Annotated in this window: 23 protein-coding genes; 12 read left to right on the forward strand and 11 right to left on the reverse strand. The window is 70.7% G+C overall.

Annotation, left to right across the window (positions count from 1 at the left end; translation table 11 throughout):
• Window positions 1–35: 35 nt before the first annotated feature.
• From ACFWNN_RS05535 to ACFWNN_RS05550, 4 genes are all read right to left on the reverse strand, one after another.
• Window positions 36–491: a hypothetical protein gene (locus ACFWNN_RS05535; protein WP_382438651.1), complete on the reverse strand. Its 456-nt coding sequence runs from the start codon at window positions 489–491 to the stop codon at window positions 36–38.
• A gap of 34 nt (window positions 492–525) precedes the next feature.
• Window positions 526–2,016: an MFS transporter gene (locus ACFWNN_RS05540; RefSeq protein WP_382438652.1), complete on the reverse strand. Its 1,491-nt coding sequence runs from the start codon at window positions 2,014–2,016 to the stop codon at window positions 526–528.
• A 78-nt stretch (window positions 2,017–2,094) separates the two neighbouring features.
• Complete coding sequence (locus tag ACFWNN_RS05545) at window positions 2,095–2,376, reverse strand: hypothetical protein (protein ID WP_382438653.1); 282 nt, start codon at window positions 2,374–2,376, stop codon at window positions 2,095–2,097.
• Between the two features lie 16 nt (window positions 2,377–2,392).
• A complete protein-coding gene (locus tag ACFWNN_RS05550) occupies window positions 2,393–3,307 on the reverse strand; it encodes a cytochrome (protein ID WP_382438654.1) in 915 nt (304 codons plus the stop codon).
• 69 nt (window positions 3,308–3,376) lie between these two features.
• Here ACFWNN_RS05550 and ACFWNN_RS05555 point away from each other — a divergent pair, with 69 nt between their 5' ends.
• From ACFWNN_RS05555 to ACFWNN_RS05565, 3 genes are read left to right on the forward strand one after another with little or no spacing between them, the layout of a single operon-like run.
• Window positions 3,377–3,703, forward strand: a complete 327-nt coding sequence (locus tag ACFWNN_RS05555; protein ID WP_382438655.1) for a plasmid stabilization protein — start codon at window positions 3,377–3,379, stop codon at window positions 3,701–3,703.
• Window position 3,704: 1 nt separating this feature from the next.
• On the forward strand, window positions 3,705–4,379 hold the full coding sequence (locus tag ACFWNN_RS05560; RefSeq protein WP_382438656.1) for a hypothetical protein: 675 nt from the start codon (window positions 3,705–3,707) through the stop codon (window positions 4,377–4,379).
• A gap of 12 nt (window positions 4,380–4,391) precedes the next feature.
• The gene (locus ACFWNN_RS05565; RefSeq protein ID WP_382438657.1) at window positions 4,392–4,946 is read left to right on the forward strand and encodes a hemerythrin domain-containing protein; all 555 of its coding nucleotides are present in this window, start codon (window positions 4,392–4,394) and stop codon (window positions 4,944–4,946) included.
• Here ACFWNN_RS05565 and ACFWNN_RS05570 read toward each other — a convergent pair.
• Window positions 4,943–5,665 (reverse strand): TauD/TfdA family dioxygenase, encoded by a 723-nt coding sequence (locus tag ACFWNN_RS05570; RefSeq protein WP_382438658.1) that lies wholly within the window; start codon window positions 5,663–5,665, stop codon window positions 4,943–4,945. The genes ACFWNN_RS05565 and ACFWNN_RS05570 overlap by 4 nt on opposite strands.
• Window positions 5,662–6,873 (reverse strand): MFS transporter, encoded by a 1,212-nt coding sequence (locus ACFWNN_RS05575; protein ID WP_382438659.1) that lies wholly within the window; start codon window positions 6,871–6,873, stop codon window positions 5,662–5,664. Before ACFWNN_RS05575 ends, ACFWNN_RS05570 begins: the two co-directional genes overlap by 4 nt.
• 87 nt (window positions 6,874–6,960) lie before the next feature.
• Between ACFWNN_RS05575 and ACFWNN_RS05580 the strand changes: the two genes are divergently transcribed.
• Genes ACFWNN_RS05580 through ACFWNN_RS05600 form a run of 5 tightly spaced genes read left to right on the forward strand, consistent with a single transcriptional unit; the run spans window position 6,961 to window position 11,628 of the window.
• On the forward strand, window positions 6,961–7,932 hold the full coding sequence (locus tag ACFWNN_RS05580; RefSeq protein ID WP_382438660.1) for an ABC transporter substrate-binding protein: 972 nt from the start codon (window positions 6,961–6,963) through the stop codon (window positions 7,930–7,932).
• Window positions 7,925–8,986 (forward strand): FecCD family ABC transporter permease, encoded by a 1,062-nt coding sequence (locus ACFWNN_RS05585; RefSeq protein ID WP_382438661.1) that lies wholly within the window; start codon window positions 7,925–7,927, stop codon window positions 8,984–8,986. Before ACFWNN_RS05580 ends, ACFWNN_RS05585 begins: the two co-directional genes overlap by 8 nt.
• Complete coding sequence (locus ACFWNN_RS05590; RefSeq protein ID WP_382438662.1) at window positions 8,983–9,780, forward strand: ABC transporter ATP-binding protein; 798 nt, start codon at window positions 8,983–8,985, stop codon at window positions 9,778–9,780. The genes ACFWNN_RS05585 and ACFWNN_RS05590 overlap by 4 nt, the downstream gene beginning before the upstream one ends.
• Window positions 9,764–10,558, forward strand: a complete 795-nt coding sequence (locus tag ACFWNN_RS05595; protein WP_382438663.1) for a Rossmann-like domain-containing protein — start codon at window positions 9,764–9,766, stop codon at window positions 10,556–10,558. Before ACFWNN_RS05590 ends, ACFWNN_RS05595 begins: the two co-directional genes overlap by 17 nt.
• Entirely contained in the window at window positions 10,555–11,628 is a 1,074-nt protein-coding gene (locus tag ACFWNN_RS05600; protein ID WP_382438664.1) for a pyridoxal-phosphate dependent enzyme, read from the forward strand. Before ACFWNN_RS05595 ends, ACFWNN_RS05600 begins: the two co-directional genes overlap by 4 nt.
• Here the strand turns inward: ACFWNN_RS05600 and ACFWNN_RS05605 are convergent.
• Window positions 11,582–11,779: a DUF3040 domain-containing protein gene (locus tag ACFWNN_RS05605; protein WP_382438665.1), complete on the reverse strand. Its 198-nt coding sequence runs from the start codon at window positions 11,777–11,779 to the stop codon at window positions 11,582–11,584. The genes ACFWNN_RS05600 and ACFWNN_RS05605 overlap by 47 nt on opposite strands.
• A 781-nt stretch (window positions 11,780–12,560) precedes the next feature.
• Between ACFWNN_RS05605 and ACFWNN_RS05610 the strand changes: the two genes are divergently transcribed.
• On the forward strand, window positions 12,561–15,143 hold the full coding sequence (locus ACFWNN_RS05610) for an ABC transporter substrate-binding protein (RefSeq protein WP_382438666.1): 2,583 nt from the start codon (window positions 12,561–12,563) through the stop codon (window positions 15,141–15,143).
• Here ACFWNN_RS05610 and tsaA read toward each other — a convergent pair.
• Together tsaA and ACFWNN_RS05620 are read right to left on the reverse strand one after the other, a co-directional pair.
• Window positions 15,140–15,535 carry a tRNA (N6-threonylcarbamoyladenosine(37)-N6)-methyltransferase TrmO gene (gene tsaA / locus ACFWNN_RS05615; protein WP_382438667.1) on the reverse strand — a complete coding sequence of 132 codons (396 nt, stop codon included), beginning with the start codon at window positions 15,533–15,535 and terminating at the stop codon, window positions 15,140–15,142. The genes ACFWNN_RS05610 and tsaA overlap by 4 nt on opposite strands.
• Window positions 15,535–16,938, reverse strand: a complete 1,404-nt coding sequence (locus ACFWNN_RS05620; protein WP_382438668.1) for a YdiU family protein — start codon at window positions 16,936–16,938, stop codon at window positions 15,535–15,537. Before ACFWNN_RS05620 ends, tsaA begins: the two co-directional genes overlap by 1 nt.
• A gap of 137 nt (window positions 16,939–17,075) precedes the next feature.
• Here ACFWNN_RS05620 and ACFWNN_RS05625 point away from each other — a divergent pair, with 137 nt between their 5' ends.
• A complete protein-coding gene (locus tag ACFWNN_RS05625; protein ID WP_382438669.1) occupies window positions 17,076–18,020 on the forward strand; it encodes a hypothetical protein in 945 nt (314 codons plus the stop codon).
• Window positions 18,021–18,096: 76 nt separating this feature from the next.
• Entirely contained in the window at window positions 18,097–18,543 is a 447-nt protein-coding gene (locus ACFWNN_RS05630; protein WP_382438670.1) for a hypothetical protein, read from the forward strand.
• On the opposite strand, the gene ACFWNN_RS05635 is transcribed toward ACFWNN_RS05630, so the two are convergent.
• On the reverse strand, window positions 18,540–18,905 hold the full coding sequence (locus ACFWNN_RS05635) for an HNH endonuclease (RefSeq protein ID WP_382438671.1): 366 nt from the start codon (window positions 18,903–18,905) through the stop codon (window positions 18,540–18,542). The genes ACFWNN_RS05630 and ACFWNN_RS05635 overlap by 4 nt on opposite strands.
• The gene (locus ACFWNN_RS05640) at window positions 18,889–19,818 is read right to left on the reverse strand and encodes a LysR family transcriptional regulator (RefSeq protein ID WP_382438672.1); all 930 of its coding nucleotides are present in this window, start codon (window positions 19,816–19,818) and stop codon (window positions 18,889–18,891) included. Before ACFWNN_RS05640 ends, ACFWNN_RS05635 begins: the two co-directional genes overlap by 17 nt.
• 109 nt (window positions 19,819–19,927) lie before the next feature.
• Between ACFWNN_RS05640 and ACFWNN_RS05645 the strand changes: the two genes are divergently transcribed.
• Window positions 19,928–20,911: a TDT family transporter gene (locus ACFWNN_RS05645; RefSeq protein WP_382438673.1), complete on the forward strand. Its 984-nt coding sequence runs from the start codon at window positions 19,928–19,930 to the stop codon at window positions 20,909–20,911.
• Window positions 20,912–21,031: the final 120 nt, after the last annotated feature.

Here is a 21,031-nt window from a genome sequence, read left to right on the forward strand (position 1 = left end):
CCACACCGCCGTGCACAACGGCCCGCCTTCGCGGGTCAGTGCAGGACGGCCCACGTGCGCGTGTGCGGATCGACCAGCACGGGGAGCCGGGCGCCGGCGCTCAGTTCGGCGCACTCGGGCCGGCCGCACCGGTGCCCGACCTCGAAACCGCCGTCCGGCACGGGGAGCCAGAGCGTCAGGTCGTAGTACTTCTCGTCGCTGTCGTCGTACAACGACTTGTCCGTGACCTCGCCGAGCACCCGCGTCCCGGATGCGACCAGCGCGGTGGTCTCCTTCGCGGAGTCGGCCGCCGAGAACCAGATCGCCAGCATGAGGAACGCGGTCACCAGCAACCCCAGCTCTCCCAGCAGGATGGCCCACCAGGCCCCGCCGGAGAGACCGACCAGCACCATGCCCACGGCGACGCCGGCCAGGGACAGCCCCGCGAGGACGCGCTGGACGACGGCCGATCCGCGGCTCGTCAGGGTGACTTCGGCAGGTGAGGTGGTCACCGAACCACCCTAGAGCGCGGCGACCAGGCACGTCTCAGGTCTTGAAGGGTGACCCGGCGCCCTCGGCGCGGGTGTGGCTGCGGCGCGCGGTCGCCGACAGCGGTAGCGCGATGTCCTCCAGCGACTTGTTCTCCGCGTCCACCGCGAGGAACCGCGCCACCAGCCCGCCGCCGATCATGATCACCGCGCCGACCAGGTACCCGATGAACAGCCGCACGGGCTGGTCGCCGGTGCCGATCAACGCGCCGTAGATCACCGGGCCGAGCGCGCCGAAGCACTGCGCGATGGCGAAGAAGACGCCGATCGCCTTCGCACGGACCTCCAGCGGGAAGATCTCGCTGACCGTCAGGTAAGCGGCGCTGGCACCGGCCGAGGCGAAGAAGAAGATCACGCACCACGCGATGGTCTGCGTGACCGCGTTCAGCACACCGCTGTAGAAGAGAACCGCGGTCACTGCCAGCAGGGCGCCGGAAACCGAGTACGTCAGGAACAGCATGCGGCGGCGGCCGATGGTGTCGAAGAAGTGCCCGATCGTGAACGGCCCCACGAGGTTGCCTACCGCGAACGCGATCAGGTACAGCGGCGTCACCTCGGACGGCACGCCGTAGAACTTGCCCAGCACCAACGTGTACGTGAAGAAGATGGCGTTGTAGAGGAACGACTGGGTGATCATCAACGTCGCGCCGAGCACCGCGCGGCTGGGGTACTCGCGGAACAGCACGCGGGCCAGCGCCAGATAGCCGATCTGTTCGGCGGGCTTGACCTCGATGGCCTTCTTCTCGTCGACGGGCGGCAGGGCCGATCCGGACTCCTTCTCGACCTCCTGCTCGATGCCCGCGATCGTCTGCTCGGCCTCGTCGGTGCGGCCGTGCATGATCTGCCAGCGCGGGCTCTCCGGCAGGTGCCTGCGCACCACCAGGATCACCAGACCGAGCACCGGTCCGATGAGGAACCCGAGCCGCCAGCCGAGCGAGAGTTCGACGTGGTTCAGCAGGATGTAGGAACCGAGCGTGCCGAGCACCGCGCCCGCCCAGTAGGTGCCGTTGACGGCGATGTCGACGCGGCCCCGGTAGCGCGCGGGGATGAGCTCGTCGATCGCGGAGTTGATCGCCGCGTACTCGCCGCCGATGCCCATGCCGGCGACGAACCTGGTGAGGTACAGGAAGACCAGCCAGCCCTCGCCGTTGCCGAGGGTGAACGCGGTGAGGCCCGAGCCGACCAGGTAGACGCCGAGCGTGATCATGAACAGCTTGCGGCGGCCGAGCCGGTCGGACAGATGCCCGAACCACAGCGCCCCGACGACCTCGCCGATCAGGTAGACCGTGGCGAGCAGGCCGACCGCGGTGGAGGAGAGGGCGAGAGCCTCCGGTTTGGTCAGCGTGTCGGCGATCGCGCTGGCGACCGTGATCTCCAGGCCGTCGAGGATCCACGCCACGCCCAGCGCGATGACCATCCGCGTGTGGAACGGCGACCACGGCAACCGGTCGATTCTCGCGGGGATGAGCGTGCGCACACCATCAGCCATGAATCAGCGATACCCGGCCGTTTGCCGACGAAACAAAGGTACTTTGTCCGTTATGGCGGCAATTGTTCGGGAGATTACCTAGGCCGGAATCGGACGTTCGGTCAACGCGGTGGCCGCGGCGTGCAGGTTCGCCGCCTTCGTGCGGCCGGTGCTCTCCGCCCAGTCGTGGCGCTCGTCGGTGTCGGCACAGCTCGGGCCGGGGCCGCGGTTCCAGTAGGTCCGGGCCTGGCCGGGAATCGTGCAGCCGATGTCGCCGAGCCCGCTGCAGATCTCGCTGATGACGTGGTGCGCGCCGTCCTCGCTGCCGGTCACCACGACCCCCGCGACCCGGTTGTAGGCCAGCGGGCGGACGGCGCGCATCGGGTTCTCCGTTCGGTCAGGACACGCGGGTGCCCGTGGGAGTGGCGGGCAGGCTCAGGGCGAAGTGGTTGAGCGTGCCCGGCAGCGGTTCGGTGAGCGCCGGGAACGACAGGTGCTCGCTCAGCGCGTCCAGCATCGTGGCGGCGGCGAGCAGCACGGCGTCCGGTTCGGTGCGGAACGGCACGATCGCCGGGTCCCGCGGGCCGTCCCAGAACTCCGGTGCGCAGCGGTCGGCGAACGGCAGTCGGTCGGGGTCTCGGTGGAAGAACGGCGTGAACACGATGAACTCGGTGTTCTCCGGCAACCCCGTGCCGTGCCAGCGGGTCGCGATCGTGCTGCGCCGCCGGAGCAACGGCGTGGCAGGCCACAGGCGGGCGGACTCGAGGATGCCGTTCACCCCGCGTGCCCCGATGGCGAGTGCGCGCATCGTGATGATTCCGGCCTCGTCGAACGCGGCCGGCGTGCGGCGCTCGTCGTCGCGGGCGTCGTCACCGAAGACGATCCGGCGCGTGGCGCGTCCCCACGCCTGTTCGAACGCGGTCCAGGTCAGTTCGCCGGTGCTCATAGCGTGCCGGGTGAGCAGATCGGCCTCGTCCCGCACGACCGCCTCGACCTGGTCGTTCGCCGGCGGCAGCGGTTCGTCCGGTGCCGCGGCCACGGGCGCGAACGGTTCGGGCGTCGCGGCGAGGAGCCTGCCGACATCGGTCGGGTCGACCAGCACGGCGACGCTGCGGCCGGTGACGCGCAGCCGCACCGGTTCGGGCCCGTACCGGTCGCGCAGCCTGCGCATCGCGTCGATGGCGCGCGTGCCGGACTGGACCTTCTCTGCCACCGCCAGGGCGCCCGGCCCGCGGAACCGGCCCTGGGCGAGGGTGGGCAGCACGACCGTCGCGAGCACGCGCGTGGTGTCGAGTCTCGAGGAGATCGCCATGCCCCCGGCTACCCGGTCACCCAGGTGTGAACCGTTCCGGCTGGGGTAATCGCTCCCCAGGAGGTCGTCATGCCAGCGGGATCGAACGCGAAGAGGGAACGTCAGTACGAACACATCAAGGACTCCGCGCAGGAGCGGGGCGCCTCACCGAAGCGCGCGAAGGAGATCGCGGCGCGCACGGTGAACAAGAACCGCGCCCAGGCCGGTGAGTCCAGGACGGCGAGCAAGTCGTCCACACAGGACATGTCGCCGCAACGACGTGGCGGGCTGCGGTCGGGCACCGACCGCCCCAAGGGCCTCACCAAGGAACAGCTCTACAACGAGGCCAAGCAGAAGAACATCAAGGGCCGCTCCACGATGACGAAGAAGGAACTCGCTTCCGCGCTCGGACGCTGACGTGCCCGAGCAACAGTCCGAAGTGGACAAGGTGGCGGCGCTCTCGATCCTCACCATGGAGCACAACACGCTGCAGATGATCCGCACGGCGACCATCACCGACGCGAGCGGCCGGGCGGGTCATCTGCTGACGACGATCTCCGCGTCCATGATCGCACTCGGGTTCGTCGCGCAGGTCGTGCCGTTGCCGGTGTTGCTGACGCTGATGCTCGTCATCTTCAGCGCGTTGTTCCTGATCGGCCTCGCCACGCTCTTCCGCACGGTCGAGCTGACCATCGAGGACGTGCAGGCGGGCCTGGGCATCAACCGCATCCGAGCCGTGTACGCGGAGCTCGAACCGTCCACCAGGCACGTCTTCGTGCGGCAGCTGCACGACGACACCCTCGGCGTCGAGGCCGACGGCGGTCAGACCGGCTGGCGCAAAGCCCGCCGGCCGCGGCTGATCGGCACGGCACTCGGCGTCGCCGGGCTCGTCAACCTCGTCAACGGCCTCGTCGCCGGGGTGATCGCCGGCGCCGCGGCAGGACTGCTGAACGCGGGCCTGACGTGGTCGATCGTGCTCAGCGCGGTCGTGGCGCTCGCCGTGTTCAGCGGCTTCGGCATCGCGCTCGGCCGCATCGGACGGCGTGGCATCGCGCCCATCGTCACGCGCTATCCGAGGAACCACCCGAACTGAAGGAGAACCACCATGCAGTACGACGTCGTCGACCTCATCATGCAGGACCACCGCGAGGTCGAGCGCCTGTTCGACGAGCTGAGGAACCACCCGGAGAAACGGCCACTGCTCACCCCGGTGCTCTGCGGCCTGCTCGTCGCGCACAGCCGCGCGGAGGAGTCCGAGGTGTACCCGGCGGCGAGGGACGCGGGTGGCGAGGACGAGGTCGAGCACAGCCAGGAGGAGCACGCCGAGGCCGAGCAGCTGCTCGCCAAGCTCCTCGACACGGACTACGACTCGCCCGCGTACGAGAAGGCGCTCAAGGACGTGGTCGACTCCATCACCCACCACGTGGAGGAAGAGGAGAAGACCGTGCTGCCGGGCATGCGCCGGCGGCTGAGCGCGACGCGCCGGTACGAGCTCGGCGAGCTGTTCGCGCGCAGCCGGGCCGACCACCTCGGCGAGCTGCCCGGTCAGGCGACGCGCGAGGAGCTCCTCGTGCAGGCCAGGAACATCGGGCTGGAGGGTGCCTCCTCGATGAGCAAGGCCCAGTTGCGGCGCGAGCTGCACAAGGCGGCTTCGCGCTAGGCGTCGTCGGTCCGCACGGTCTGGATGTGCACGGTCCGCGAGCCGGTGTGCGCGTCCCTGCCGTGCCAGCAGCGGTAGTTGTCGAGGACCAGGATCTCGCCCTCGTCCAGCCTGATCCTCGGCAACGTCCGCTGCACCCGGTCCACCTCCGCGTCGAACCTCGCGAGCATCGAGAGGACGTGGTCCGCGTCCGGATCCCGGTGCAGGGGAACGACTCCGTCCGTGCGGCGGGTGATCCGCCTGCCCGTGCGCGTGTACTCGACGTGGCGGCCCACCCGTGGCGTCGCGGGCAGGCCGCGCGTCGGTGCCCAGCGGCCGTAGAGGTCGACGTCCGCGCCGGTGAGGAAGTCCTTCAGCTCCGCGTCGAGCGAGTCGGTGAACTCGTGCGCGTCGAGCACGAAGGACTGGCCTCCTTGCGGTGCCTGGGAATTGAGCAGCACGAGCACGTGGTCCTCGTCGGGATGCCGGCGCCGCACGGGTTTCCCGGCGATGTCGACGACGACGTCGAAGCTGTCCGCGTGCAGGCCGACGACTCCGCCGTCGACCGACTTCCGGGTCCGGTGCGGGTAGAGCTCGCGCAACGACGTGCCGAACAGCAGGGCCGAGGCCATCGGCAACGAGTCCGGGACGTTCGGCAGGCCGGTCAGGATCACCGCGCCGGTGGCGGTCAACGCCGTGCGGGCGGCCGGGTCCAAGGCCTGGAGGCGCTCTATCTTCACCGGCGCGGCCCGAAGTCGCGGGACGACGGCACCAGCGCGGCCAGGGCGGGGGCCGCGAAGCAGATCACCGCGCAGGCCGCGAGCACGGCCGGGGCGCCGAAGGCCGAGATCGCGGGGGCGATCAGGGCGAGGCCGACGGGTGCGAGGCCGTAGGACATCAGGAAGTCCAAAGAGGACACACGGGCGAGCTTCGACGGCTCCACCTCGCGCTGGGTCGCGGTGAACCACGGCACGTTGAACAGCTCGATCCCCAGGCCTGCCAGGGCGTAGGCGGCGATCACGACGAACGGGTGCACCGGCAGCAGCAGGCTCAGCGGTGCGAAGCCGTACAGGGCTAGGCCGAACAGCGCGGTCCAGCCCGCGTGCCGCGGCCGCCAGCGGGCGATCAGGACGGCGCCGGCCAGCGCGCCGAGGGTGTAGGCGGTCAACGCTCCGGCGAGCACGGCCTCGGTGCCGTAGCGGTCGCGGCTGACCAGGGGGAGCACCACGCCCGTCGCCGAGTAGCCGGTGGCGATCACGGCCGTCAGCGCGCCCAGGCCCGCCAGGAACCACGGGTGCCTGCGGGCTTCGCGCACGCCCTCCCAGAAGTCGGCGACGAAACCGGAGCCGGTGTGCGGGGCGGTCTGGCCGGTGCCGGCGGGCGGGACGAGGGCGGCGGCGAGCCACAGCGCGCCGATGCCCAGCAGGAGCACCTGCGTGGTCGCCACCAGTGCCAGCACCGCGGTCAGGCCCGGTGCGACGAGGGTCGTGACGCGGACGGACAACGTCATCGCGGCATTCGCCTGCTGGCGCTGGTCTTCGGCGACCACCTCGGCTGTGAGCGCCTGGAAGGCCGGGCGGCACGCGCCCTGGCCCGCGCCCATCGCGGCGGCGGCGAGAGCGGCGATCACCAGTGAGTCGCCCACGAACGCGGCGAGCACCGGGGCCGCGAGCGCCGAGGTCAGGCCGGAGATCAGCACGACCCGGCGGCGGGCGTAGCGGTCCGCGAGCACGCCGCTGACGGGGACGGCGGCGAGGAAGCCCGCGGTGCGCGCGGCGAGCAGGACTCCCAGTTCCACGGCCGTGATCGAGCGGGAGAGTACGGCGAGACCCAGCACGAACGGCAGCGCCCAGGTCGCGATGCCCGACGCCGTGGTGGCGGTCCAGAGACGGAGAAAAGTCGGGCTGCGCAGCACCGAGGGCGTGCGGCGCGCTGTGTCGTGGACCACTCGTTCGACCTTCCGGCAGGGTTGCAATGAAAATGATTGTCGTTACAGTAGCGCACACCGATCGAGTGAACTTCTCTGGAGGATCCGATGTCTCACCCCGCCCGGCTCGGCCTGGCGCTGGTCGCGGTTCTCGCCGCCGGCTGCGCCACACCGGGAGGCGCCCAACCGCCGGCGGCCCAGTCGGTGGTGGTGGACAGCTGCGGCAAGCAGCTCACGTTCGCCGGCACGCCGCAACGGGTGGTCACGCTCGACCAGAACTCCACGGAGACGTTGCTGGCGCTGGGAGTCCAGGACCGGATGGCCGGCACCGCGAACGTCAAGACCAAGGTCGCGCCGCGGTTCGCCGACGCCTACGCGAAGATCCCCGTGCTGTCGCCGAAGCTGCTCACCTCGGAACCGTTGCGCGCGGCCAACCCCGACCTGGTCGTGGCGTCGTTCAAGGAGCTCTTCACCGCCGACCGCGCCGGGACGCGCGACGAGCTGGCATCCCTGGACGTGCCGACGTTCGTGAGCGCGGTGAACTGCCCGGACGGCACGACCGCGCCGTTCGACCGGCTGTTCCGCGACTACGAGAACTTCGGGAAGATCTTCGGCATCCCCGAGAAGGCGAACCAACTGGCCGCCGAGCAACGCGCCGCCGTCGCGGAAGTCCAAGCTGTCAAACGGGATCCGGTCAAGGTCGTCTGGGTCTACTCGGTGTTCAAAGGCGTCCCGTACGTCGCCGGGCGGGACGGCATGCCGAGCCAGATGAGCAAGATCGCCGGTGCGGTCAACGTGTTCGACGACGTGAACCAGGAGTGGCCGGAGGCGTCCTGGGAGGAGATCGCGCGGCGCGACCCGGACGTGATCGTCGTCGGTGACCTGTCCGAACGCGGCAACCCCGAGGACACGGCGGCCGAGAAGATCGCGATGATGCGCGAGCACCCGGCGGTGTCGCAGCTCAAGGCGTTGCGGGAGAACAAGGTCATCGAACTGCCCGGCATCGAGATGGACCCGTCCGTGCGCACGGTCGACGCGTTGAAGGCGTTCGCCGCGGGCTTGGACAAGATCCGTGGCTGAGGCCGCCGTCCTCGACCCTGTTGTTGTTAAAGACCCGAAACCGTTGCGGCGCAACCGGAACACGGCTGTCGTCGTGCTGAGCCTCGTCGTGCTCGTGGTGTCGATGGTGGTCGCGGTGCGGATCGGGGTGGGTGCGGGCTGGGCCGAGATCGGCCGGGCCGCGGGCTCCCGTCTCGGGTTGCCGGTGCTGCCGTTGCCGCGCCTGCTGGACTCGTTGATCTGGGACCTGCGGTTGCCTCGGGTGCTGCTCGCGGCGCTGGTCGGGGCGGCGCTGGCGGTGTGCGGCGCGGTGCTGCAGAGCGTCACGCGGAACTCGCTGGCCGACCCGTACCTGCTCGGGGTGTCGTCCGGCGCCTCCACGGGTGCCGTGGTCGTGGTGGTGCTGGGGTTCGCCGGATCGCAGCTCGGCGTGACTGGCGGGGCGTTGATCGGCGCGCTGGTGGCGTTCGGGTTGCTGATGCTGTTGTTGCGGCGCACCGGGCTGGACTCGTCGCGGATCGTGCTGACCGGAGTGGTGGTGGGGCAGCTGTTCGCGGCGCTGACCTCGTTGATCCTGTTGTCGTCCGGGGACGCCGACAGCATCCGGGCCGTGACGAACTGGCTGCTGGGCTCGCTCGCGTCGGCCCGCTGGACGTCGGTCGTGGTGTGCGCGGTGGTGCTCGGGGCCGGGCTGCTGGTGGTGTGGCTGTGCTCGGCGGCGCTGGACGGGTTCGCGTTCGGCGCCGACACGGCGTCCTCGCTGGGGGTCGACGTGCGGACCACCCGGATCGTGTTGCTGGTGACGACTTCCGTGCTGACGGCCGTGGCCGTGGCGGCGGTCGGAGCGGTCGGGTTCGTCGGGTTGATCGTGCCGCACGGCGTTCGCTTCCTGGTGGGGCCGTTGCACCGGCGGCTGCTGCCGTTGTCGGCGGTGGTCGGGGCGGTGTTCCTGGTCTGGACGGACGCGCTGACCCGCGTGGTGTTCGCACCGCTGGAGGTGCCGGTGGGCGTGTTCACCGCGCTGCTCGGCGTGCCGCTGTTCCTGCTGGTGCTGCGCAGGCGGGGTGAGCTGTGAAGATCGAGGTGGACTCGCTGAGCTGGGGTGTTCCCGGCAGGACGATCGTGCGGGACGTGTCGCTGGTCGTGTCGCCCGGCGAGACGGTCGGGCTGATCGGGCCGAACGGGTCCGGCAAGTCGTCGCTGTTGCGGTGCGTGGCGGGACTTCGGGCTCCGACGGCCGGGGTCGTGCGGTACGACGGCGTGGAGATCGGGGCGTGGTCCGCCCGCGACCGGGCGCGCAAGCTCGCGTTCGTCGAGCAGACCGCCGACACCGACAGCGACCTGCGCGTGGCCGAGGTCGCGATGCTCGGCCGGACCGCGCACCGGTCGCGGTGGCGCGGACCGTCCGCCGCCGATCACGCGATCGTGGCTCTGGAGCTCGCGAAGCTGGATCTGGTCGGGCTGGCTCAGCGGCCCTGGAAGCAGCTGTCCGGTGGTGAACGCCAACGCACGCACCTGGCGCGGGCGTTGGCGCAGCGGACGTCGGCGTTGTTGCTGGACGAGCCCACGAACCACCTGGACGTGCGGCACCAGCTCGAGCTCATGGAGCTGTCGAGCCGGACGCCGCAGACGGTGGTCGTGGCGCTGCACGACCTCGCGCTGGCCGCCCGGTACTGCGACCGGCTGGTCCTGATGCACGGCGGCGCGGTCGTCGCGTCCGGTACCGCCGAAGAGGTGTTGACCGCGCCGTTGTTGCGCGAGGTGTTCGACGTGGAAGCGGAGATCGGCCGCGACGGCCTGGGCCACCTGGCCGTGGGTTATCGCTCGCCGGTCCGGACTGGAGGGGGAACCGATGTCCACAGTGGATGATCTGATAGCCGAGGTGCTGGCGGGACGGCACGGGCCCGATCCCGCGTCCCTGCCGGCGACCAGCGTGTTCTGGGTGCATCACGGCACCCGCCTGGCCGGCGGGGACACGACCTATCGCAACCAGTACGTGCTGGCCCGGGTCGGGACCGCGTTCGGTGCCTGCGCGTTCGCGGAGGGCGAGGCCGACCCGGCGGTGTGTGCGGGTTTTTCGGGTGCGCCGGTGGCCTCGCTGCTGACCGAGGCGCCGGTGGCGGTCCGGGTGGCGGCGCTGGACGCGTACCTGTCGAGCGTCAGTCCACATCGGACCTCCGGCGCCGAACGGGTGGTGCTTCCCGTTGGCACGCCTGAGGAACGGGCTCGGGCCCGTGACGCGGCCGTCGCCGGGTTGCTGGACGTTCCGGCGGGCGCCAAGGTCGCGTTGATCGGGGTGGTCAACCCGTTGGTGGCAGCGATTCGCGAGCGCGGTGCGGAGTGCCTGCCGTGCGACCTGTCGTTGCGCACGACCCAATGGGGCGACGCCGTCACCCCGGACATGCGCGACGTGCTCGGTGTCGCGGACGCCGTGGTGGCCACCGGGATGACGATCGGCAACGGCACGTTCGACGAGATCGTGCGGGTGTGCCGGTCGCGGTCGGTGCCGCTGGTCGTCTACGCGCAGACCGCCAGTGCCGTCGCGCGGCACTTCCTCGGTTCCGGAGTCACCGCCCTGTCCGCGGAGCCGTTCCCGTTCTCCCAGTTCAGCGCCGACGAGACAGCGCTGTACCGCTACCGGACATGAGAGAAGACGTGGACCACCACATCGCAGACGCCCTCAGCCGCCCCGCCGTCGTCCGCCTCGACTCCCACACCCTGTGCCTGCGCTTCGAGACCATGAAGGTGGCGTCGGCGCTCGAAGCCGTCCGGTACCTGCTGGAGCGCGGGACGATCGAGCACGGGGACACGCTGGTCGACAGCTCCAGCGGGATCTACGCGCACGCGCTGGCGTTGGCCTGTCATCGGTACGGGCTGCACTGCCACATCGTCGCCTCCACGACAGTCGACCTGACGTTGCGCACTCAGCTGGAGATCCTCGGCGCCACCGTCGAGCCGATGCCGCCGTCGGCGAGCCTGAAGCTCGACCAGAGCCGGCGGGTGGCGAGGGTGCAGGAGATCCTGCGGGACCGGCCCCGGTACCACTGGATGCGGCAGTACCACGACGAGGTCCACTACCGCGGCTACCGGGCGATCGCCGACCTGGTCCGGGCGCACGTCGACTGCTCGCGGCTGTCGGTGGTGGGCGGGGTCGGGACCGGGGCCTCCACCGGGGCGGTGGCGTCGTTCCTGAGGGAGACGTCGCCCGGCGTGGAGCTGGTGGGGGTGCAGCCGTTCGACAGCGTGACGTTCGGCAGCGAGCACGTGCACGATCCGGAGATCATCATCGCCGGGATCGGGAGCTCGATCCCGTTCGACAACGTTGACCACACGTTGTACGACACCGTGCACTGGTTCGGCTTCGACGCGGCGCTGAGTGGTGGGGTCGCGTTGTTGCGGGAGCACGCGATCTTCGCTGGGCTGTCGGCTGGGGCCGCGTATTTGGCGGCTCGGTGGGAGCAGCGGGTCGATCCCGGGCGGGTTTGTGTGGTGCTGGCGCCTGATACGGGGCATCGATACGTGGAGGCTGCCTACTCGCGGCACGCTTCCGCGGCTCGGCCGGAGGAGTTGGAGCCACGGCAGATCGGGGCGTTGAGCGAGATGGACCTGCCGTGGTCCCGGATGAGGTGGGGGCGGGCCGAGGCTCCGCCCGGGGCCGTCGGGCCGGGTGTCAGCCGGAGTGCGGCGGGCGGCCAGAGTGTGGCGGTCGCTTCCTGAAGGTGAGGGTGGCGAGGATGGCGATCGCCCGTTGGCGGGCGGTCGCCCTGGCCAGTGGGCCTTGGCTGAGTTCCTTGGCCAGGTCCGGGTCTGAGGCGCGGAGACGCCGTTCTATGTCGATTAGCCGTTGCTGGTCCTGACCACTGAGCATGTCACGCTCCCCAGGTCGGTTCGGCCGGTTCTGGGGTGGGTACCCAGGAGTTTTGCGGTCAAACCCACTTGTACGTCCCGTTTGGGCGGGTGGCTGGGTTTGGGTGCAAAGACAACTGCGGACGAGCGTGGTCGAGTCATCGCCGCTGGCGCGTCGATAGAGATTGGGGCTTGACTTCGGGGCCCTTGCGAGGTGCTGGTCGGCCGGAAAGGCCGGGCTGAAAAGCGCCCGGCCGAGCTCGAGAAGCTAGCACCTCGCACCCAAAGTCAAGCCCCAATCTCAAGCGTGCGTGGCTGAGTTGGGTCTGTACGTCACCACACCGCTGTTTCGATGTGCGGCGCTCGTTCGGGCTCGCCTTCGGCTTCGCGTTTCGGGTGCTGAGTGCCGGGTGCCTCAGGGCTGGAAGGTCTTGGGGTCCGGGGGCAGCGGATCCGGTCCCGGTGGCCGTGGCGGTGCCGTCGGGTCCGGGTTGGGCGTCAGCGGATCAGGCGGCGGGCCCGGTTTCGGGGGAGTCGGGCTCGGCGGGTGCGGCGGCTGGAACGGGTCCGGTGGTCCCGGTCGGTCCGGGGTCGGGGCTGGTGGCTGGTCCGGGCCCGGGGTGGGTGGCACCGGGTTCGGCGGTGGTACCGGCTGGTTCATGCGGTCTGGGTACCCGGTGGGTAAACCCTGGTGGTGAGGGCATTCGCGGCCGGTTCGAATACGGTCGAAACGGCTAATGGAACGTGCCTCGTGGCCGACAATCCGTCCAGATTCTGTTTGGGACCGGCAGAACGGGGCGAGGGTGGCGCTGTCCAGGGTGGGGTCGCAGGGGTGGTTCGTCGGTTCTGAGCAGACGCGCGGGCTGCGGTTCAGCGGTGCGGTCGAGTTGTTGAGGTTGCTGGACCGGTTGTCGTCGCGGCCTCGGTGGCCTGGGCGGGACCTGCCGTTGCCGATCGTGTGGTTGCGGCGGCCCGCCGGGGTGGAGAGTCCCCTGGAGGCCTTGGTCAACCGGCCGATGGCGGCGCGGGGGCGGCGGGTGCCGTACGCGCACGTCGACGCGGCTCAGGGGGATCGGCGGAGGTTGCTCGACGACGTGGTCGGGCAGCTCGCCGGTGAGGTGCGCGGGGTGGCGCGGCTGCGGTTTCCGCACTACGCGCTGGCCGCGTGGTTGCTGGACCTGTCGTTGCCCGCCGGGGTGGAGGCGGACGAGGAGGAACGGGAGATCGCCCGCGAGTTCCGGCAGCACCTGCGCGGGCGGGTCCGGGTCACCGCGGACGGGGCGCAGGACCTCGCCCAGGACTTTCCGTGGTGGATTCGGCTGATCATCGGGGTGATGCCGCGCATCGGGCTCGCGGTGATGGCCCTGCTGTGGCGGCCTGCCACCTGGGTGGGGGAGCAGGCGTTCGGTGGGCGGTCCCGGCACGGGCTGTACCGGCTGGCCCGGGCCGTGGTGAAGGAGCGGTTGGCGGAGCGGCACGAGGAGGAGGTCGGGGACCTCCTGGTGCGGGCGCTGCTGGAGGACCTGCGGCGGTCGCATCGGCGGTGGACCGCCTGGGGGACCGGACGGCGGCGGACCGGGAACCCCTGGTTGCTGGTGGACAACGCCGAGGGGCAGTGGTTGATCGGGGCCGTCGCCAAGGCGCGCGGCGGTGTCCGGAGTGGACAGTCGTGGCGGGCCAATCCGTTGAGCAAGCCGGATCCGTTGCTGGTGATCGCCGCCGGGGAGTCGGCGGAGGCGCCGCGGACGCACGCGGCCGACGCGTTGGCCGGGTATCACGACTGGTTGCGGCAGTTGTCGCGGTCGGACAACTGGGTGCTGCGGCTGGACACGGACGCCTCCGAGCCGGCGCGCGGGGTGGTCGGGGCGCTGTCGGAGTTCCCGTCGATGAGGCTTCGGCACGCGCTGGCGGCGCCGGTCGTGTTGCTGGTGCTGGCCGGATCGCTGGTGGCGGTGCCGTTCCTGAACCACGGGCGCTGCGAGGAGTGGTGGTCGCCCTCGTTCCGGTCGCCGCTCGAACGGGTCGGGGCGGAGTGCATCGGGGTGTCGGCGGATCCGTTGCGGCACTTCGTGCCGGACACGGTGCCGGTGGAGGTCCGTCCCGACCTGGAGGACGTGTACGGGCGGATCGTGGCCGAGAACCGGAAGGCGGAGGCTCGGCCGGACGCGATCACCATCGTGTTCCTGAGCGTGCTGACTCCCAGCACCTCCAACAGCTTTCAGGCGCTGGTCGAGGAGCTGCGGGGCGTCTGGGTGGCGCAGAAGACGAGTGACGTGCCCATCCGGATGTTGCTCGCCAACGGGGGTGAGGGGCCGGGCGGGCGCGGGCTGGCGTCCGGGGACCTCGCGGTGGACAAGATCGTCGAACTGGCCGCGCGGGACCGGAGCGTGGTGGCGGTGACCGGGTTGTCGATCAGCACGGACACGGCCCGGTCGGTGGTGAAGCAGTTGGGCAGCAACGCCTTGCCCATCATCGGCACGCTCACGTCGTCGGACGACATGGCGCTGATCAACGAGTACTACTACCAGATCGCGCCGAACAACCTGCGTGAAGCGCGCGTCGCCGCCTACTACGCGAAGACGCGGCTGAACGTCACCGACGTGGCGATCTTCTACTCCGGCGACCACACCGACCGGTACAGCCAGAACCTCGCCGAAGGCGCGAAGGCCTCGTTCGCCGAGCGCGGGATCACGGTCAGCCAGTACAAGTCGTACCGGGTCGCGAACGACGACGAGGGGCTGGCGCCCGCGAGTCTCGGGCAGGGCGCCTGCCCCGCCGAGGCGAAGCCGGGGTACGCGATCTTCTACGTCGGGCGCTCGCAGAACCTCGCCGAGTTCCTGCGCGGCATGAACAGCAAGTGCCAGGGGCGCACGCCGCCGGTGATCGCGAGCGACTCGTCGACGCGGTTCATCCTGGAGGGGACCATGACGCAGTTCCCCAACGTGCGGCTGGACTACGTGTCGTTCGCGAGTCCCGCCGCGTGGCGGGACTGCGCGAAGGTGCCGTTCTACAAGAACTACCTCGACGCGTTCCGCAAGACCTGCCAGTCGATCGGGGACGGCCGGTCGGCCAGCGCCTACGACGCCATGCAGGTGCTCGCGGAGGGCGTGCGGCAGGTGCGCAGGACCGACCCCGGCGCACGTGTGCGGGAAGGGCTGCTCGCGGGCATCGGCAGCATCCGGCCGGACAACGCCATCCAGGGCGCGACCGGCACCATCGGGTTCGGTGCCAGCACGCGGTTGCCGTCCAACAAGGCCGTGCTGATCCTGCAGGGCAACACGGACACGACCTCGACGCCGTTGCTGCTGTGCGGGGAGCTGCCGTTCCGCGAGGACCTGGTCGTGCCGCCGGACAACGAGGGCTGCCCGCGCGACCTGCAGCCTTAGCGTTCGGGGCCGAGCACCGGCTTCACGTCGACGATCGGCGTGCCGTCGATCGCCTCCAGGTGCGCGACCCGCACGCTCAGCCCGTCCACGGCGGTGATCCGCACGTGGTGCAGGCCGATCGGGTTCGGGCGGTCCGGCGACCGGGTGGAGAACACCCCGGTCTCCGGGCGGTCCGGGTCGCTGCGCGGGTGCACGGCCAGCACCGAGCGGTCGGCGCGGTCGAGCCACGTGAGCACCAGGACGTCCTGGCCGGCGGACAGCTCGCGCATCGCCCGCGCGTACTCGGGCGCGAACACCAGCGCCGCCTCCGGTGCGCCCTCGTCGGGTTGCTTGGGCGCGGCCGAGCGGTCGAGGAGGGGTGATTCGACGTGGCCGATGGGCTGCAGTTTCATCAAGTCCCGCAGAAGGTCCGGTAGGTGGCGCTGAAATCCCGCGGCGCGGAAGCCGAGAAGTATTCCAGGCCGGGTCGTTCGCCGAACGGGGAGGTAACCGCTTTCAGCAACCGGCCGAACGGGCCCATGTCGCCGTCGGCACCGGCCGCCAGCGCCTCCTCCACGAGGTGGTTGCGCGGGACGTAGACGGGGTTCACGCGCTCCATGACCGACGCGTCCGGGTCCCGCTCCCGCCAGCGCGCGATCCAGGCGTCGATGGATGCCAGGTCCAGGAACAGCGACCGCGCGGGTTCCGCGTCGCCCCTGGCCGCCCGCGCCAGCAGGTGGAAGAACGACGTGAAGTCGACGTGGTTCTCCTGCATCAACGCCAGCAGGTCCGTCAGCAACGGCTTGATGTCGCCGGAGATCCCGAGCTTCGCCGCCATCCCGCCGATCCACGCCTCCTCGAAGTGCGCGTCGAACGTCCGCAGCGTCGCGAGGGCCAGCTGCACGGCCTCGTCCTCGTCGTCGGCGAACAACGGCAGCAGCGCCTCGGCGAGCCGCGCCAGGTTCCACTCGGCGATGATCGGCTGGTTCCCGTACGCGTATCGGCCGCGGTGGTCGATCGAGCTGTACTTCGTCGTGGGGTCGTAGGCCTCCATGAACGCGCACGGGCCGTAGTCGATCGTCTCGCCGGAGATCGTCATGTTGTCCGTGTTCATCACGCCGTGGATGAACCCGACGAGCATCCACCGCGCCACCAACGAAGCCTGCGCGGCCACCACGTGTGCGAACAGCTCCAGGTAGGTGCTGCCGGGGTGGTGGCGGGCGATCGCGTGGTCGGCGAGGCGGCGCAACAGGTCGAGATCGCCGGTGTTGCGCGCGTACTGGAAGCTGCCGACGCGCAGGTGCGACGCGGCCACGCGGGCCAGCACGGCACCGGCGAGCGGCTCCTCGCGCTGCACCACGTGCCCGGTGGAGACGACGGCCAGCGCTCGGGTCGTGGGGACGCCCAGCGCGTGCATGGCCTCGCTGACGACGTACTCGCGCAACATCGGGCCGACGGCCGCGAGCCCGTCGCCGCCGCGGGCGAACGGCGTGCGCCCGGACCCCTTCAGGTGGAGGTCGCGCAACCGGCCCTCGGTGTCGGTCAGCTCGCCCAGGAGCAACGCGCGGCCGTCACCGAGCCGAGGGCTGTATCCGCCGAACTGGTGACCCGCGTACGCCTGCGCGACGCCGGGGGCATGGTTGCCCGTGAGAAAGGGCAGACCTCCCGTGCGCAGCCACCCCGGATCGAGCCCCAGATCGGTCGCGAGCTGCTCGTTGAGGACCAGCAGTTCCGGTTCGGCGACCGGTTCGGCCTTCCACGAGACCGCCATCTCGGGGACCGCGGTCGCGAAATCGCTGCTCAGGCTGATGTTCACGGCTCCAACGGTACCGGCTGCGTTCCGGAACGCGTGTGATCGCGGTCTCAACTTGAACTTCGCTGAACCGTTCTGGGAGCGTGCCCGTGACAGTGGTGAACAGGTTGATGAGTCCACTCAGGAATGAGAAGAAACCAATGCGTCGCAAGCAAGTTGGGATCGTTGCTGCCCTTTTGGCGATCGGTGTCGTCACGCTGACCGCGTGCGGTCAGGGCGCCACGCAGTCCGGCTCGGCCGCTCCCGCCCAGGAGCAGGCGCAGGTCGAGAACGCGGCCGACAACGCGGTCGAGACCGACGCGACGTCCGGTGTGGACCTGTTGCGCGGCACCGCTAATTCCAACAAGGCGGACCAGAACACCGGTGACCGCGCCCCCGAGAACGCGCCGGTCGAGACCAGGCAGAAGTGGGTCGAACTGCGCGCCGGCAACGCCGGTGGCCTCGAGCCCGCCGTCGTGAACGGCAAGGGACTCTCCGTTTACTGGTTCAGCGACGACCCGGTCGGCGGCGGCGTCTCGAACTGCAACGGGGAATGCGCGAAGACCTGGCCCGCAATCACCGTCACCAAGGGAACCCGGCTGTTCTTCCCCGGCATCCGCAAGGAGAACATCAGCTTCATCAAGCGCCAGGACGGCCAGTTCCAGGTCGCCATCGGCGGTCGCCCCGCCTACCTCTTCAACAAGGACAAGAAGGCCGGCGACATCCTCGGCCAGAACGTCGGCAACAAGTGGTTCGTGATGAACCCCGAGGGCAAGCGCGCCGTGCCGAAGGCCGAGGCGCCGGGCCAGAACAACGGTCAGCAGGGCCAGCCGGCGCCGGGCGCCAAGCCCGCGAACTCCGTGACCTTCTTCAGCGGCAAGAACCAGAAGGACTTCGACGACAGCTTCGCGGTCGGCGTCAAGGTCGAGTCGAAGTGCGCCGACCTCCGCGGTGGCTTCCTGTCGCTGAACCCGGACGGCGCCGTGAAGATCTGGTCGGAGCCGGGCTGCAAGGGCAAGTCCGCCGTCGTGAGCACCGCGGTGAACGACGCGTCCGCCGCCCCGATCGGTTTCCCCGAAGGCGTGAAGTCCTACATCGCCGCCTGACCCTGATCGGGTGAACGACCTGGGCCGCCGGAGCACCCCCGCTCTGGCGGCCCTTCCGTCTCGCTACGCTCCTGGCATGCGCTACTCCGCCATCGCGCTGGCTTTGCTGCTGCTCGGGTGCGGTACCGGGACCTCGTCCCTGCCCACGATCACCCCGGCCTCCACCACCGCCACCGGCTCCCCGCTGCCCGACCTGCAGCCCCGGCTCGACGCCATCGGTGTCCTGCTCACCGACTGCGCCGCCCGGCTGCGCGGTGAGCCCGTCGCCGCCTCCGACAACTGCGTCCACGTCATGCCCGACGTGACCGGCGTGATCGACGAGGTCGAGAAGCAGTCCGCCAAGCTGCCGCCCGCGGGCCAGACCGCCCTCGCGGACGTGCGCCGCCAGCTCTCCGAGATCTCCTCGTGCGAACCGTGGTTCGCGGCCGGTGGGCAGAGCGCGGACGCCGGGCTGAACGCGCAGTGCGCGAAGGCCTGGGACGCGCTGTACCAGAGCTACAACGCGGTCCGGAACAGCGCCTAGTCCACAGTGGACACCGGGAAGCGGGCGGTGAGCTCGGCCGAGATCTCGTAGTGGCGCACCAGGAACGTGCGTTCGTCGAGCTTCTTGCGCCGCAGCCAGCCCGTCACCTCGGCGTTGCACTTGCTGGCGTTGCACGATCCGCACGCGGGCACGACGTTGCCGAGCGTGTACCTGCCGCCGCGGGAGAGGGCCTGCACGCAGTCCTTCTGCAACGCGGCGGCGGGCGCCGTGCAGTACGCGCAGCCGCCCCACGCCGTCTTGAGGGCGTCCCACTGCGCGTCGGTGAGGTCGTTGACGACGCGGGCCATGCGCTTCTTTCGCTTGCGCGCGGCCCGAACCTGCTTGCTACCGCCGGTCGGCACGAGGGCTGAGACTACGCGTCGCGATGGTCAACAGGTCGGAGGCGGGCCCGCGCGGTGTCGTGCCGGACGGCCAGACCGCTCGCAGCGCGCGGTGCAGGTCCACGTCGCCGACCTCGACCCGGACGAGCGTGCGGGCCGCGATGTCGGCCGCCACGGTGTGGATGCTGAGCACGGCGGGGCCGATGCCGCCGATCGCGGCCGCCTTGATCGCCGTGGTCGACGACATCTCCAGCAGCGGGTCCGCCGACTCGGTGACGTCCGCCGCCCTCAGCGCGTGCTCCCAGGCCTGCCGCGTGCCCGATCCCGGCTCCCGGCTGGCCAGCGGGGTCGCGGCGGCCTTCGCGGCGGTGACCCGGCGGCGCCGTGCCCACGGGTGGCCGGGAGCGACGACGAGCACCAGCTCGTCGCGGGCGACCACGCGCGTGGCGAGGCCCGCCGGCACGTCGGTGCTCTCGATGAACCCCAGGTCGGCGCGGTCGGCGAGGACCTGCTCGGCGACGTGCACCGAGTTGCCCGCGGACAGCACGGTCGCGGTGTCCGGGCTCACCTGGCGCAGCGCGATCAGCCACGCCGGCAGCAGGTACTCGGCGACGGTGAGGCTCGCGGCGATCCGGAGGTGGCTCTGCCGGTCGGCGCGCAGGCTCGTGATGCCGGCGTCGAGGTCGGCCGCGCGGGCGATCACCTGCGCCGCCCAGCCCGCCACGAGCTGACCGGCCGTGGTGAGCCTCGCGCCGCGCGGGGTGCGTTCGAGCAACGTCAGGCCGACGCGGGCCTCCAGGGTCCTGAGACGCTCGCTGGCGCTCGGCTGGGACATGCCGTGGGCCTGCGCCGCCCGGCCGATGCTGCCCAGCTCGGCGACGCTCAGCAACAGGTCGAAGCTGGTGAGGTCGGTGACCCTTGGCGGCAGAGGCATAGGGACAGCCTATGTGCACATCGGTGCCGGGTGCCTACCGAGAGGCGACGGGAACGACGATCGTCATGTCGTGACCGCTCTCGCACCTCGACCACACCGTGCCCCAGAGGTGCGACGAGCGGCGCCTTTCGGCCCGAACCTCTTCGCGTCCGTGATGGGGACGGGGATCGTCGCCACGGCCGGAGCCTCGATGCCCGGCCTGCACGCCGTCGCCCGGTACGTGTGGGCCACGGCCGCCCTGGTGCTGGTGTGCCTGGTGATCGCGGCCGCCCGGCGGTGGACGTGGCGGACCGTGCGGGCTCAGCTCGCGGACCCGGTGATGGCGCAGTTCTGGGGCGCGCCGCCGATGGCGTTGATGACGGTCGGCACCGGTGCCCTGCTGCTCGGGTCCGACTGGATCGGGTTGCCCGCCGCGCTGGCCGTCGACTGGACACTGTGGACCGCCGGCACGCTGCTCGGGCTCGTGACCTCCGTCGTGGTGCCGGTGCGGATGATCGGCAGCGGGGAGCTCGCGTTCGCCGGGTGGCTGATGCCCGTCGTGCCGCCGATGGTCTCTGCCGCTTCCGGTGCGTTGCTGGCTCAGCACATGGCGGACGGCGCCGGGCGGCAGGCGATGGTGCTCGGGTGTTACGCGCTGTTCGGGGTGAGCCTGTTCGCGACCCTGGTGATCGTGCCGCAGGTCTGGCAACGGCTGGTGGCGCACGGGGTGGGGGCGGCCTCCGCCGTGCCGACGGTGTGGATCGTGCTCGGGCCGCTGGGACAGTCGATCACCGCCGCCAACCTGCTGGCCGGGGTTCCGGTGTTGCCCGGCCAGGTCGCTTTCGGGGTGCTGTACGGGACTGTCGCGTGGGGGTTCGCGCTGCTGTGGGTGGCGCTGGCGGCGGCTGTCACCGTGAGGGCGGCTCGGCGCGGGCTGCCGTTCGCGTTGACGTGGTGGAGTTTCGTCTTCCCGGTGGGGACGCTGGTGACCGGGACGCACGCTCTGGCCGTGCGGGTGCCGTCGGCGCTGTTCTCCGGGGTGGCCGTGGCGCTGTACGGCGCGCTGGTGGCCGCGTGGGTCACCGTGGCAGCCCGGACGTTGTTCCGCCGGTGAGTTCCCGGCGCTGAATTCCAGTTCGTCACGACCATTCGGTGCAGTGCATTGCGCCTGGTGACGTGACCGTTCGCGCCACCCGTTCAGCCGACGCAACCGTGATCGGCGCGTGGTTAGAAT

Source organism: Lentzea sp. NPDC058450, assembly GCF_042721395.1.
GTDB lineage: Bacteria > Actinomycetota > Actinomycetes > Mycobacteriales > Pseudonocardiaceae > Lentzea.